The organism is Actinomycetota bacterium (genome assembly GCA_019347575.1).
Classification (GTDB): Bacteria; Actinomycetota; Nitriliruptoria; order Nitriliruptorales; family Nitriliruptoraceae; genus JAHWKY01.
In genome coordinates, this window is record JAHWKY010000014.1 from 52,022 (window position 1) to 65,988 (window position 13,967).

A 13,967-nucleotide genomic window follows, 5' to 3' on the forward strand; every position below is an offset into this window, starting at 1 on the left:
CCGGTCGGTATCAGGCGTGGACGGGCAGCCGCTTCTTCGCGTACCTGCCGTAGTTGTAGTAGGCCGCGCACGCGCCCTCGGACGACACCATGCAGGTCCCGATCGGGGTCTCGGGCGTGCAAGCCGTGCCGAAGACCTTGCACTCCCACGGCTTGAGCACGCCCTTGAGCACCTCACCGCACTGGCACGACTTGGGGTCGGCGACGCGGACGCCCGGCATCTCGTAGCGCTGTTCGGCGTCGAAGTCGGCGTACGCGTCGGAGAGCCGCAGCGCGGAGTGGGCGATCGAACCCAGCCCGCGCCACTCGAAGTACGGACGGAGCGCGAACACCTCGCCCATCACCCCCAGCGCACGCGGGTTGCCGTCCCACGGCACGATGCGCGCGTACTGGTTCTCGACCTCGGCACGCCCCTCGGCGAGCTGAGCCATGATCATCTCGATCGACTGCAGCACGTCGAGGGGTTCGAAGCCGGCGGTCACCACCGGCATGCCGTGCTCCCGCGGCACGAACTCGTACGGCCGGCACCCGATCACGGTCGAGACGTGGCCGGGACCGATGAACGCGTCGAGGCGCAGGTCGGGCGAGTCGAGGATGGCCTTCATGGCCGGGATGATGGTGACATGGCTGCAGATGACCGAGAAGTTGTCGATCCCCTCGCGGCGGGCCCGGACCAGCGTCAGGGCGGTCGACGGAGCGGTGGTCTCGAACCCGATCGCGTAGAAGACGACCTGGCGGTCGGGGTTCTCGCGCGCGATGCGCAGGGCGTCCAGCGGCGAGTAGACCATGCGGATGTCGGCCCCCCGCGCGTTGGCGTCGAGGAACGACCCGTGGCTGCCGGGCACACGCATCATGTCCCCGAAGCACGTGAGGATCACCTCGACGTGCTGCTCGGCGAGCACGACGGCATCGTCGACGCGACCCATCGGGATGACGCAGACGGGACAGCCAGGTCCGTGGACGAGTTCGACGTTCTCGGGGAGGAAGTCGTGGACCCCGAACCGGTAGATGGCGTGGGTGTGGCCGCCGCAGACCTCCATGATCTTGTAGTGGCGTGCCGGGTCCGCCAGCGATGCGATGCGTGCGGCCAGGGCACGAGCCAGTTCGGGGTCGCGGTACTCCTCGACGAACCTCACGCGTCGCTCCCCTCCGTCAGCTTCTTCAGCGCCACCTGCGCATGCACGAGCACGCGGTCACCGGGGACCACCGGCTCGACCAGCTCGATCGCGACGAGCTCCTCACCGCCATCGTCGGCCCGGCAGCGTGCGTCGTGCTGGCTGACCTCGATGACCGTGAGGGCCATGGCGACATCCCCGCAGGTGATGCAGACGTCGCGGTTCACCTGATCCTCGATGCGGTGATGTCATCGGAATGTATGGCCGGGTCGGGTGCGGTGGCTACCTCCCTGCGGTCAGCGGGGGCGCTGAGCGCGAGGGCCGGCTGCGCGCGAGCTCGGCTCGACACTCGTCACGACCGCACCGGCCCACGGCCAACTCGAACTGGTCGCGAAGCCGAGGAGGATCCGTCGCCGCTCGTCGTGCACTGCGAGCCGATCGTGGAAGAGCGCATCATCGACCACCGGGATGCCCGCCGCTCGCAGCGGTGTGAGGTCCGGGGCAGGGGGCACGTGCTCGGCCGCGTCGTGGAAGCTCGTCTCGAGGATGCCGAGCAGTCGACCGATCGCTGCGCGCGCGGTCTTCACCGCGGCCGCGTGCGGGCGGGCGTCTTCACGGACGGCGGTGATGGTGATCGTGAGCGCTTCATCGAGCGCCGTCACGCTCAGGGCGAACTCGTCGCTGCGATCAGGGCTGTGGAAGAAGTGCAGGATCGGGTAGGTGAGGTGGCGCTGCGCGGTGCGGTTGATGTCGGCGGCGAAGCTCATCAGCGGCGCGTCTAGGAAACGCAGCGAGGACCCGTCCCACACGGACACGAGCAGCTCCTGCGCCGTGCTGCCGAGGCCCGTTATCGTCGCCGCCTGCTGTCGCCGTTCCGTGACCGCCGTCACCACGGGGATGGAGTAGGTGATGGCGAGCGTGGCCATCGCCAGGCCGTTGGCCACCGACAGCCCGGTCGCGAACTGCCACACCCGACCGCTGGGGCGGAAGTCCCCCACGCCCAGGGTGAAGACGGTGTAGCCCGCGAAGTAGACCCGGTCCCAGCCATCCGCAGGTCGCCCCGAAGCCGTCGCGACGACGGCGTCGACATCGGCCGAGAACACCAGCCACCAGCCGACCCACAGCATCGACATCCAGATGAGGATGGTCGTCACGAGGATGGCCGGCCCGGCCGCGGCGACGATGCGCGAGTGGGGACCCGCCCCGATGCGCTTCGCGAGCCACCACAGCCCCCCACCGACCCGCGCGGTGAGCGGTCCGGCCGCGGAGTTGGCGACCAGTGTCGTGGAGATCGCGTCGTAGACGACCACCGCGATCAGGGCGACTCCGGCGATCAGCATCCAGATCTGCACGCCCCGACGCTAGCGAGGACCACCGTCCCGCCCTGGTTCATCCCCGGTGCTTTCGGGCACGCGCCCGACGGGATCAGCTGGGGGACGGCTCGACGAAAGCGACACAGCAGCGGCCCTCGCACGGGTCGAGCCGGGCCTCGAGGGGGGCTCCCGCGGCCTCGACCACCGCCCCGAGCATCGCGAGGTTCATGCCGCAGACCAGGTCGCGATGCTCGGTCGCCAGCCGGTGGAACGGACAGTTGCGGAGGCGGATCACCCCGTCGTCGTCGTAGGGCTCGTAGCCCTGCGCCGTCAGACGTTCGAGCACGTCGTCCGGCCCGTCGTCGGCCACCAGCTCCCGACCGAGCTCGGCGGCTGCGCGGTGGACCGCTTCGCGGACCGCGCCGCTCGCATCGGTCTCCGCGGCACGGGCGAGCAGTTCCGCGGCGAGTCGGTAGTCGCGAGGCGGCAGGCTGACCGCGAACTCCGCATCCGCACGTTCGTAGCGCTTGGCCGGGCGCCCCGCACCCGGTCCTCCCCGACCCTCCGGTCGAGCGAACGACGCGATCAGCAGCCCCTCCTCGACCAGCTTGTCGAGGTGGTAGGCGACGGTCGAGCGGTCCAGGTCGAGCGCGGCGCTCGCCGCATCGCGCGTGACCGCAGTCCCGGCCGTCGCGACGTGCTCGTAGAGACGGCGGCGGGTCGGGTCGTCGAGGCTGCAGAGCGGATCGAGCTGCGTCGGATCGAGTGTGCGGGGCGAGATCCGGTCGTCCACGAGCCACCTTCTATAGAGAAACAAACTTGACGTTAGAGCGAGGCCCTTCTAACGTGAGTGCATCTTCATCTTACAACAGGAGGCGACATGCCACCGCTGACCGCTCCGACCCGTCCCACCTCCGACCCCGCCCGGCTCGCCAACCCGGTCGTCCAGGCGTTCCTGATCCTGCGCGTCGGGTTCACGCTCGCACCGATCCTGTTCGGACTCGACAAGTTCGTCGAGGTGACCGCGGATTGGTCGACCTACCTGTGGTCGGGGGTCGCCGACGCCGTGCCGGGCTCGGCCGATCAGATCATGCTGGGCGTCGGCGCGATCGAGATCGCGGCCGGCATCCTCGTCGCGGTGCGGCCCCGCATCGGCGGCTACGTGGTCGCCGCCTGGTTGGCGGGGATCATCGTCAACCTGCTCCTCGTCGGCGAGTTCCTCGACATCGCGTTGCGCGACTTCGGCCTGTTCCTCGGAGCGCTCAGCCTCGCCCGACTGGCGACACTGTTCGGCGGCACGAGCGCGCCCGAGGCGGTCCGCCAGTGACCTCGACGCTGGCACACCGCCAGCTCGACGGAACGGACCGGGAGGGCGGGGGCGCACCTCGGGTCCACGCCCGCCCCATCGACATACCCAAGGCCACGGCGGCGGTCGCCGAACTGCTCGACGCTCTCGGTCTCGACCGCAGCGACGAGGGCCTGGCCCGGACTCCGGCGCGGGTGGCGCGGATGTTCGCCGAGCTGCTGACGCCCGAGACGTTCCGTGCCACCACCTTCCCCAACGATGCGGGCTACGACGAACTCGTCCTCGTGTCCGACATCCGCTTCACCGCGCTGTGCGAGCACCACCTGCTGCCGTTCCGTGGCGTCGCGCACGTCGGCTACCTCCCGGGCGCCCGCATCATCGGCCTGTCCAAGCTCGCGCGGCTGGTCGAAGCCCACGCACGTCGACCGCAGTTGCAGGAGCGGATGACCACCCAGATCGCCGACTGGTTGCGCGAGCACGTCGCCCCGAGGGGGGTCGGCGTGGTCATCGACGCCGAGCACCTCTGCATGAGCATCCGAGGCGTGCGCACCGCGGGGGCTCGGACCGTGACTTCGACCCTGTACGGCCTCGTGCGTGAGGACCCCGCCGCACGCCAGGAGTTCCTCACGCTCACCCGACGGACCTGAAGGAGGCGACCATGCCCAGTAGCCCCACAGCCATCGTTGTCATCGGAGGCGGCCTCGCCGCCGCGACGGCGGTCGGGACCCTGCGCGACGAGGGCCACGAGGGCACCATCACGCTCGTCACCGAGGAGCCGGAGCGTCCCTACGAGCGACCGCCGCTATCGAAGAAGGTGCTGATCGGCGACGACCCGCCCGATGTCGCGTACGTCCACCCGGCCAACTTCTACGACGAGCACGGCATCGCCTTGTTGACGGACGACGCGGCGACGACCATCGACCGCAACGCTCGCGCCGTGACCACCCGCTCCGGCCGCCACCTCCGCTACGACCGTCTCCTGATCGCGACCGGCGCAGCGCCCCGCCGGCTGCCCGGCAACGACCTGGCACGCGTCGTGACGCTGCGCACCATGGCCGAGGCGATGTGGCTGCGCGACTCGTTGGCCGACGTGACCCACGTGACGGTCGTCGGCGCAGGCTGGATCGGTTGCGAGGTCGCCGCCGCGGCCCGGACCGTCGGGACCGACGTCACGATGGTCGACCCGCTACAGGTACCCCTCCAGCGGGTGCTCGGCGAGCACATCGGATCGGTCTTCGCCGGACTGCACCACGACCACGACGTGGACCTACGGCTCGGTGTCAGCGTCGACGAGATGAGGGGCGACGGGCACGTCGCCCAGGTGCGGCTGAGCGACGGATCGAACCTCGACACCGAGCTCGTCGTCGTCGGCATCGGCGTCGTCCCCCGCACCGAGCTCGCCGCACAGGCAGGTCTCGACGTCAGGGACGGGATCCTCGTCGACGCCTCGCTCGCCACCAGCGACCCGCGGATCCTGGCAGCGGGAGACGTCGCGAGCGCCTGGCATCCCCGCTACGGACGTAACGTGCGCGTGGAACACTGGGCCAACGCGCTCAACCAGGGCCGCACGGCGGCACGCAACCTGCTCGGGGCGGGGGATGTCTACGCGCGGCTCCCGTACTTCTTCAGCGACCAGTACGACCTGGGACTCGAGTTCGTGGGTCACACCGCCGAGGCGGACGACGTCGTCGTGCGTGGCGACCTCGATGCGCGGGAGTTCACGGCGTTCTGGACGGCGTCCGATCGCGTCGTGGCGGCGATGGCCGTCAACACCTGGGGCGTCGTCGAGGATCTCGAGGCCATCATCGACAGCGCGGCCCCGCTGGATCGCCGCCGACTGGTGGATGCCGACATCCCCCTGCGGGAGCTCTCGCCGCTCGCGAGCTGACGCCGCCGGCCGCCCCAACACATCGGCGTCGTCGACGCGTTCCGGGCGCAGGCGTGGGGAGCCGCCGTTCCCGGTCGCGCTGGGGGGGCGACCGGCTACCCTCCTCGTACGCCGAGCCCGGACACCGTCCGGGACGGGGGACCCAAGGTTCTGGGGCGAGTCCCGGCGCGAGCCGGGTAGGGCGGCCCTCCGGCCCGAGCCCGTCAGCTAACCCCGTAGGCGCGAGGAGGACGCCGGCCACTCGGCTCCTCGACCTAGCCCCGCGGTAGCTGCCGCGGCCGTCCCGCCGCCCTGCGCGAGCGAGGAGCGAACGTGACCCTCGGAACCACGATCGTCGTCCCGATCGCCAACCCGTCGTCGATCCGACGGCTGCTCGAGATGGCGGCGCCGATCGCCGCGCCCGACGCGGGACGCGTCGTACCGCTCACCGTCTTGCGCCCCGATGCGGATGCGGATGAGCGGGCGCACGCCTGGCGTGGCCTGGCTGACGCCGAAGCCTTGGGGCAGGAACTGGGCATCTCCGTCCGAGGCCGCGTCATCGAGTCGTCCGATGTCGCCAAGGGCGTCCTCGAAGCGATGGGGGAGCTCGAGGCGACGCTGGTCGTGATGGGCTGGCGCGGTCGCAGCTCCACGAGCAACATCTTCGGCGTGCTCATCGACACGATCGTCGGTCGCTCGGCGGTGCCGCTGGCGGTGGTGCGGCTGGGCACCGAGCCGGTACGTCGGATCGTGCTGCCGGTCAGCGCCGACCACCTGCTCCCCGGCGGTGGCCGGGGGCTCGGACTCGCTGCCGAGATCGGTCGCCGGTTGGATGCGGCGTCTCCCGAACCGATGACCGTGCTGCGCACGGGACCGCGTGAGGTCGAGCTGCCCGAGGAGGTCGAGCGTCTCGCCGACCGCGTGCATCACGACCCCCGCCGCACAGACGATGCCGTCGGAGCGTTCGCCCGCCCCGACGATGCCGTGGTGGCGGCGGTCGCCCCGACCGTGTCGGGACTGCGCGCGGCCACCACCCACCTCGCCTGGTCGGCTCCGGAGTCGACGCTCGTCGTCGCGATCGACGTGGGCCCCACTCCCCAGGATGGTCTCGCGTCAGCCGTGGAAGGGGCGGGGCGGCCCGCCCCGCGCCAAGCCGAGCAGCCGGTAGGGCGCACCGTGCGGATCGTGGTGACCGCCCGGATGCCGGATCAGAGCTCGACGCGAGCCGACGATCTCGAACGGGTGCTTCGGGGTGCCGGGGCGACCGAGCACGTGATGGCGTGGTGGCCCGCATCCGATCCGCATCCGCACGTGCGGGCGACGGTGACCGTGCGAGCATCGTCGGTGAACGCGGCGATGTCCGCGGTCATGGTCGCGGTGCACGAGGCGCCGGCGTTCCGGGGCGCCGAGATCAGCTACGACGTGGACCGCGCGAGCCAGCTCTGAGTCCGGTGAGGACGGGGTCGCGGAAGCGGCCTGGGCACTCAGGCTGTGCTACCGCTTCGCTACTTGAGCACTAGGCCACCAAAAGTGCCCTAGCCGGCGCCGCGACCGACGGGCCAGAGCAGGACCGGGATGGTGCGCAGGAGGAGCACGACGTCGCGCCCCACCGATGGGTTGCGCGCGTAGTCGAGATCGAGCGCGACCCGTTCGTGGTCGGGCAGACGGTTGCGGCCCGAGACCTGCCAGGGGCCGGTCAGTCCCGGCGTGACCGCGAAGTAGGTCCCGAGGTCGGGACCGTACGCACTGAGCTCCGACGCCGACCAGCGTGGCCGCGGGCCCACCAGGCTCATGTCGCCGCGTAGGACGTTCAGCAGCTGGGGGAGCTCGTCGAGGCTGAGGACACGCAGGATCCTGCCGACCCGCGTCACCCGAGGGTCGTTGCGGAGCTTGCCGTGCTCCCGGAAGTGGTCGCGGTGATCGGGGTGGTCGAGCAGCGCCGTGATGCGCTCGTCGGCGCCGTCCACCATCGTCCGGAACTTCAGGATGTGGAACGAGCGCCCGCCTCGGCCGTAGCGACGCTGCCGGTAGAGCACCGGCCCGCGTGAGCTGAGCGCGACCAGGAGCGCGACGAGGAGCCCGAGCGGCAGCAGCACGACGAGCGCCACCGACCCGACGGCCACGTCGAGGACCCGTTTCGACAGCGGTAGCGGTTGCGGCTCGGCATCTTCGATGACCGCGACCGGAGGAACGAGAGCCAACTCACCGATGTGCTCGGTGAACGGGACACGTTCGACGACGGCGTCGGCGCTGACGGTCGACCTCCCCTTCGGACCGGGCGGAACGTTACACGCTGGCGCCGCCCGGTGTGGTCACGTCGCGGTAGACCCCCAGCGTCGCCCGAGCCATGAGCGCGACGTCGAAGCGCTCCGTGAGTTCCTCCGCTGCGGCACGCACCAGCCCGGAAGCGAGTCGATCGTCAGCGAGGACTCGCCGGACGGCCGCTGCCAGGACGACCGGATCGTCACGCGGGACGAGCAGGCCCGTCACCTCGTGCGTCACCACGTCGACGGTCCCGACGACGTCGGTGGCGACGACGGGGACGCCCGCCCGGAAGGCCTCCAGCGGCACGTACGGGGCTCCCTCCCACCGCGATGGCAACACGAGCACGTCGAACTGCGGCAGCAGCGCCGCGGCGTCCTCGACGTGGCCCAGCAGGTGGACCCGTGAGGACAGGTCGGTGGCGTGCACCTGGGCGGCGACGGCCTCGGCTCGGGGACCATCGCCGACCACCACGACGTGGACGTGGCTGGGGAGCAGACGGGCGGCCGTCACGAGCACGTCGGGGCCCTTCTGCCGGGCGAGTCGGCCGACGAAGCCGACGATGGACGCATCGTCCGGCACCCCCCGCTCGTTGCGAAGGTTCCTCCCCGAGGGTCTGGGCGCCCGTGGGTCGATCCCGTTGGGGATCACCACCACCTGGTCCGGGCGCGCCGCCCCGGCTGCCAGGAGCAGGTCGCGCTCGCTGCTGGAGACGGCGACGATGGCGGTCGCGAGCGGTGCGAGCGAGCGTTCCACTAGGCGAACGGCGCGGGAGGGGTGCAGCCCGTTGGGGGTGTAGACGACCGCAGCCCGACGCGCGGCGGCGAGACGAGCGACGGTTCCTCCGACGGTGGCGTGACCGTGCACGACATCGGGCCGCAGGCGGGTGGTGAGGCGACGGACCTCGATGATGGCGCGCCCCAGGTCGGGGTGAAGGGGCTGGCGCCGCATCGGGGCGCGGTGGACCGTCACCCCGAGCTGTGCGAGCGCGCGAGCGGTGGCCTCCGGGTCGTGCTCTCCACGGATGCTCGGCTTCCGGGGTAGGACCACGTGGTGGTCCGCCGGGACGTGGCGCACCAGGTCGAGCAGGTGACGGCCGGTGCCGTGAGCCGTCGCCTCGATGACGTGCAGGACCTTCAACCGGTCAGGCACGCGGCGTACACCTCCTCGGTCCTCGCCACGGTGGAGTCCCACGTGAACGTCCTCGCGCGGGAGCGGCCACGTGCCGTCAGGTCCGCGACGAGCTGGTCGTCGCGCGCCAGCTCATCCAGCGCCTCGGCCCAAACGCCGACATCCAGCACGTCGAGTAGCCACGCCCCGTCACCGACGACCTCGGGGATGGCACCGGTCCGCGCGGCGAGCACCGGTGTCCCCGCGGCCATCGCCTCGAGCGGTACCAGCCCGAAGCCCTCGTCGAGTGCGGGGTGGAGGACCGCTCTGGCACCGGCCACCAGGGCCGGGAGGTCGTCATCCGGGACGAACCCGACGAACCGCACCCGCTCGAGCACCCCGAGCTCCGACGCGACGTCCCGGAGCGACCGCTCGGCTCCGCCGGGAGGACCCGCGACGACGAGTGGGAGGTCAGAGCGCGCCCGCGCCAACGCTCGGACCGCGGTGACGAGACCCTTGCGCGCCACGAGCCCGCCGAGGGCCAGCCAGTACCCCTCCGCCGGTAGGCCGAAGGGCACCGGCCCGCCGGGAGGCTGTCGGAAGCGATCGTCCACGCCTTCGTGCACCACGTGCACGCGAGTCGGGTCCACAGGGAGCGCGCGTGACAGGCGGTCCGCGACGACGCGGGAGGGCACGATGACCGCCGCCGCCTCGGGCAGCCGTCTCGCGATGCCGCGGAACAGCAACCCCCCACGGCGCGGGGACCACCTCGGCTGCTCCAGCGGGAACAGATCGTGGACGGTGTAGATGGTCGGTACGTCCGCCGGGACCGCGACGACGCCGTCAGCGACGTGCACGAGGTCGACGCTCGGCACCAGACGGTCGATGCGAGGTCGACCCGTCAGGGTCCATGCCGCCAGGACCCCGCGCCGGGTCCCGCCGATGCGCACGGTCGGGGCGGGCGCCCAGGACGGCGCCGCATCGCCGCGGTCGAACGGGGCGACGAGGACGACGTCGTAGACCTCCCGCCGCACCAGCCCGCCCGCGAGCTGCACGAGGTAGCGGCCGAGCCCCGTCATGTGCTCCAGCGGCGCATCGAGGCGGTGGGCAGCGAGCGCGACCAACGGGGCGGTCACCTCGTCACCAGCCCCTCGTACAGGCGGACCCAGGTCTCGATCGTCGTCCCGGTCGAACCGTGTCGCGTACCAGGTGGGGTGCGGTCCGGATCCTCGGTGCCGAGGTCCAGGGCGCGCTGCAGGGCGGCCACCAGGGCGGCAACGTCCTCGACCGGCACGAACGAGATGGCGTCGCCGTCCGTGCCCTGCTCGCGGAGCGCTGGCAGATCGCTGGCGACCGCCGGGATGCCGACGCGGAGCGCCTGCGCGAACGCCAGTCCCTGGGTCTCGGTACGCGAGGGTTGCACGTACACGCGAGCGCGAGCGACGAGCGGCCAGGGATCATCGACGTGGCCCCGGAAGTGCACGGCACCGACCAGGTCGCGAGCCGCGGAGCGCTCGCGGAGTGCCCGCTCGTAAGCGGGTTGGTGCGGGTCCGCGGCACCCACGAGATCGAGTTCGATGTCGGGGCGCGAGGACCGGAGCTGCCCGACCGCCTCGAGCAGCACGTCCTGGCCCTTGGTCGGATGCAGCCGGCCCACGGTGGCGATCCGGGCGGGGTCCCGAGGGTCCCACCTGACGGACGCCGGGCCGATGTGCCCTGCAACGACCGCGACCGGTGCCCCGAGCCCACGCAACCGCGCCGCCGCCGCAGCCGAGGGAGCGACCGCGAGGTGGACGATCGCGGCGCACACGCGGTCGAGGGGGCGAGGCGCAGCGAGAGCGTGGGCGTGCCACACCACCTTCGCCCGGGCCAGCCGGGCGGGCACCCCGTACAGGAGCACCGCACGATGGTCGTTGAGGTGCACCACGTCGGACCCTCGCAACGCGGTCGCCGAACGCCGCCAGTAGCCCGGCAGGCGGCTGAGTGCAGCCGCCCCGGCGCGCCCGCCGTAGGAGCTGAGCGGACCCGTGGCAGGGACGACGACGGTCGCTACCCCGTCCCGCGCGAGCGACCGGGTCAGCGGGCCCAGGGCCGGGGCGATGACGCGGACGTCCCACCCCGCACCGCGTAGCTCCGAGACCAGCCAGCGCAGCTGCGACTGACTACCGCCCCGCAGATGGGGGTAGGCATCCGCGAGCGTGATACGCCGTGCTCGGGTCACGCGGCCTCCAGCGCGCGGAAGCGGAGGGTGGGACAGCGCAGCCTACGAGAGCAGCCCGGCCACACCCACGCGCGCACCCCGACCCGGGGCGGGAGCCGCTTCGCCGTGCTGGACGAACGAGGTTGACGCATCCGTGCTCGACATGCTCTACAGTGTCCCGCCGACAGCATCCAGCACCATGACGCGCCGTCCCGGCACGGTCGGGCGCGGAAGAGGGGTAACCATGAACCGGATCCCGATCATCACCGCGATCCTCACCGGGCTGCTGTTGCTGCTGCCCGCGGCCGGCCACGCGCAGGACTACCCGCCGACGTCAGGCGGGATCTCGGTCGCCTGCTCGTTCGACGGCACCACCGTCTCCTGCAGCGGCCGCGGCTTCCAACCCTCGAGCGAGGTGACCGCGCGGGTGTTCGCCGCCGGCTCCACGACCGCCCGCCGCACGGACACGCTGACCGCGAACGCGCAGGGCGAGGTCCTCCACCGCTTCGAGCCGGTGTGCGACGTGAACTCGATCGACGTCGAGATGAGCGGGACCGACGCCAACGGCAGCGCCGGCTCCGCCCGCGCGACCGTCGACATCTCGAACTGCACGGGCGCGACGCCTCAGACCGGCGGTGGTGCGGCCCTGCTCGGACTGGTCGCGCTCGGCGGCTTCACGGCACTCGCCCGGCGTCGCCGCTGACCTCCCCAACCCCGTGATCCCGCGCCCGGTGGCGCGGGATCACTCGTTGGTCCCCGTCGCGTCGGTGTTCACGTGGACCTCGAGCGTGACCGGCCGGGTGACGTCGCCCGTCACGAGCACCTGACCATCCTCGACGCGGACCTCGACGGGTGGGCCCGGGACTCCATCGGGTCCGAGCATCGGGTCGTTGCCCCCGCCCTCGACCGCCGCCGACACGATCCGCCAACCCTCGGGTACCCCGAGGCGGAGGGACAGGCGGTCCGCTATCGCCTTGGCCTGACGATGCAGCCGCAGCCGGTACACGAACCCAGTGTCGGTCGGCTGGATCTCCGTCGGTCCACCGAGGGCGTACGAGAACGATCGGGTCGACCGTGCCGGCGTCTCGACGACGTGATCGACGGCACGCAGGCCGTGCAGCTCCACGACCCGTGGAGATTCGAACAGGTCGCCGTCGGCGTTGGTGATGCGCAGGTCCGTCGTTCCGCGCGGCACCCAGAGGGTGAACCAGCTCCGGTTGAGCCCGCGGGGGCCGGTGAACGCCTCGACGAACCCTCGCCCCGGCTCGCTCGAGCCGAGGATGTAGATGTCGTGGCCGGTCGTGCCGAGCGGGTTCTCCACCGCGACGTCGACCGAGCCCTCCCGCCGGACGTGACCATCGTCGCCGGGGACGAGACGCAGATCGATGCCGACGCGGTGGGCGACGTGGACGTCGGACTTGTTGCCCGCACCGTTGTTGACCGTGAGCGCGAGGAAGTCCATCCCCTCCGGATCGCGCAGCTCACCCGCGATGCCGAGCTCCTCGAGGACGGCTTGCTCGTGGGGCTGGGTGCTGTAGATCTGTAGGTGCCCGGCACCGGCCGCGGTGCCCAGGTGACGCAGCATCGTCAGCGCGCTCCACCGCCCCGACGCGATGCCCCGGAACGCGGATTCCGCGACCGCCTGCAGGTAGATCTTTCGCTCGAGGGACTCGCCGCCCATGTGGTCGTAGGCATCCACCAGGAGCGTCGTCGCGAGCGCCGCCGGCGGGATCTCGCTCGGCATCACTCCGTCGGTGACCTCCGGCGGGACGACCACGGGGCCCAGCGGGGCGTGGGCGTAGGCGAGCCCGAGCGGATCGATGACGAGCACACCATCGAGGCGACGGCCGCGCTCGCGCTCGTACAGGTCCAACATCACCTCGGCGACGGTCGGGAGGTCGGGGTCGAGGTTGGCGTTGCCGAGGAAGGTCAGCGCCCCGGCCTTGCCGTAGCGCTCGACGAAGGCCGGCTCGACACCGCGCGGGAGCGGGACGTCGGCGTCGTCGGCGACGACATCGGTCTGGTCGAGCACCTCGTAGCGCTCCGGACGACCGAGTTGGAACCCACCGTCCTCGAGGCGGATCGTCGTGAAGAACCCGATCAGTCCGCCGGTGCCACGGAGCTCGCCGGGGTTCTGCATCGCCAGGAAGTACTCGCGGGGTCCGTCCGCGCCGAAGAAGGACGGCAGGACCGACGCGAGCGCACGCGCATCCTCGACGAAGGCGAGCAGGCGTACCCCCTGGTCGAGCACCTCGGCCCGCCCCTGCAGCACCTGCTGGACGACTCCCGCGGCGGGGCGTGCTCGGAGCTCGCCCAGGGCCAGCTGGAGGGGCGCGACGTCGAGCGTGACGATGGCGTCGGCGACCTCCTCGACGCGCTGCAGGTCGAAGCGTCCGTCGGGGGTGCGTACGCCGCTACCGCGGTCGCCGCTCAGCTGCTGGAGCTGGCCCAGCGCGGTGGCGGCGATGGTCGCCGCCTCGTCGGCAGCCTCGATCCCGATCCGAGCGGTCACGAGCGACCGCCGCGCCGGCGGCAGCTGCTCGGCGAGCGACCACACCGGCCCGTGCGCGACGGCGGAGGCCCGCGCAACCGACGAGGTCATCTCCTCGAGCGCGACTCCGAGCCGATCGGCGTCGCCCGCCTGCAACGCCGCCAGCCCCTCCGTCAGCGCAGCCCGGCCACGGTCGACGGAGTTCTGGACGATCACGAGCTCGCGCGCGAGGAGCCCGCCAACGAACAGGACCACCGCGACCACGCCGAGGGCGAGGTAGGACCACCAGGAGTCGGTCACCCGT

14 protein-coding genes are annotated in these 13,967 nt (G+C 71.8%); 5 read left to right on the top strand and 9 right to left on the bottom strand.

Annotated elements, in window-relative coordinates; all coding sequences use genetic code 11:
* Nucleotides 1-10: 10 nt before the first annotated feature.
* From hypD to KY469_11325, 4 genes are all read right to left on the bottom strand, one after another.
* Nucleotides 11-1,135: a hydrogenase formation protein HypD gene (gene hypD / locus KY469_11310; GenBank protein MBW3663677.1), complete on the bottom strand. Its 1,125-nt coding sequence runs from the start codon at nt 1,133-1,135 to the stop codon at nt 11-13.
* Complete coding sequence (locus KY469_11315) at nt 1,132-1,341, bottom strand: HypC/HybG/HupF family hydrogenase formation chaperone (protein MBW3663678.1); 210 nt, start codon at nt 1,339-1,341, stop codon at nt 1,132-1,134. The genes hypD and KY469_11315 overlap by 4 nt, the downstream gene beginning before the upstream one ends.
* Before the next feature lie 69 nt (nt 1,342-1,410).
* Nucleotides 1,411-2,454 (bottom strand): two pore domain potassium channel family protein, encoded by a 1,044-nt coding sequence (locus KY469_11320; protein ID MBW3663679.1) that lies wholly within the window; start codon nt 2,452-2,454, stop codon nt 1,411-1,413.
* 85 nt (nt 2,455-2,539) lie between these two features.
* Nucleotides 2,540-3,208: a helix-turn-helix domain-containing protein gene (locus tag KY469_11325; protein ID MBW3663680.1), complete on the bottom strand. Its 669-nt coding sequence runs from the start codon at nt 3,206-3,208 to the stop codon at nt 2,540-2,542.
* A 99-nt stretch (nt 3,209-3,307) separates the two neighbouring features.
* On the opposite strand from KY469_11325, the gene KY469_11330 reads away from it, so the two are divergent.
* From KY469_11330 to KY469_11345, 4 genes are all read left to right on the top strand, one after another.
* Nucleotides 3,308-3,754 (top strand): hypothetical protein, encoded by a 447-nt coding sequence (locus tag KY469_11330; GenBank protein ID MBW3663681.1) that lies wholly within the window; start codon nt 3,308-3,310, stop codon nt 3,752-3,754.
* Nucleotides 3,755-3,762: 8 nt separating this feature from the next.
* Entirely contained in the window at nt 3,763-4,380 is a 618-nt protein-coding gene (gene folE / locus KY469_11335) for a GTP cyclohydrolase I FolE (GenBank protein ID MBW3663682.1), read from the top strand.
* An 11-nt stretch (nt 4,381-4,391) separates the two neighbouring features.
* Nucleotides 4,392-5,621, top strand: a complete 1,230-nt coding sequence (locus KY469_11340) for an FAD-dependent oxidoreductase (GenBank protein ID MBW3663683.1) — start codon at nt 4,392-4,394, stop codon at nt 5,619-5,621.
* A gap of 312 nt (nt 5,622-5,933) precedes the next feature.
* Nucleotides 5,934-7,046: a universal stress protein gene (locus tag KY469_11345; GenBank protein ID MBW3663684.1), complete on the top strand. Its 1,113-nt coding sequence runs from the start codon at nt 5,934-5,936 to the stop codon at nt 7,044-7,046.
* 89 nt (nt 7,047-7,135) lie between these two features.
* Here KY469_11345 and KY469_11350 read toward each other — a convergent pair whose 3' ends face one another.
* The 4 genes from KY469_11350 to KY469_11365 form a co-directional block, all read right to left on the bottom strand.
* Nucleotides 7,136-7,810 carry a sugar transferase gene (locus tag KY469_11350; protein ID MBW3663685.1) on the bottom strand — a complete coding sequence of 225 codons (675 nt, stop codon included), beginning with the start codon at nt 7,808-7,810 and terminating at the stop codon, nt 7,136-7,138.
* Between the two features lie 76 nt (nt 7,811-7,886).
* Complete coding sequence (locus KY469_11355; GenBank protein ID MBW3663686.1) at nt 7,887-9,014, bottom strand: glycosyltransferase; 1,128 nt, start codon at nt 9,012-9,014, stop codon at nt 7,887-7,889.
* Nucleotides 8,999-10,108, bottom strand: a complete 1,110-nt coding sequence (locus KY469_11360) for a glycosyltransferase family 4 protein (protein ID MBW3663687.1) — start codon at nt 10,106-10,108, stop codon at nt 8,999-9,001. Before KY469_11360 ends, KY469_11355 begins: the two co-directional genes overlap by 16 nt.
* Nucleotides 10,105-11,193, bottom strand: a complete 1,089-nt coding sequence (locus tag KY469_11365) for a glycosyltransferase family 4 protein (protein MBW3663688.1) — start codon at nt 11,191-11,193, stop codon at nt 10,105-10,107. Before KY469_11365 ends, KY469_11360 begins: the two co-directional genes overlap by 4 nt.
* A gap of 223 nt (nt 11,194-11,416) precedes the next feature.
* On the opposite strand from KY469_11365, the gene KY469_11370 reads away from it, so the two are divergent.
* Nucleotides 11,417-11,875, top strand: coding sequence for a hypothetical protein (locus tag KY469_11370; protein ID MBW3663689.1), 459 nt, complete (start codon nt 11,417-11,419; stop codon nt 11,873-11,875).
* 39 nt (nt 11,876-11,914) lie between these two features.
* On the opposite strand, the gene KY469_11375 is transcribed toward KY469_11370, so the two are convergent.
* The gene (locus tag KY469_11375) at nt 11,915-13,963 is read right to left on the bottom strand and encodes a DUF4012 domain-containing protein (protein ID MBW3663690.1); all 2,049 of its coding nucleotides are present in this window, start codon (nt 13,961-13,963) and stop codon (nt 11,915-11,917) included.
* Nucleotides 13,964-13,967 lie beyond the last annotated feature (4 nt).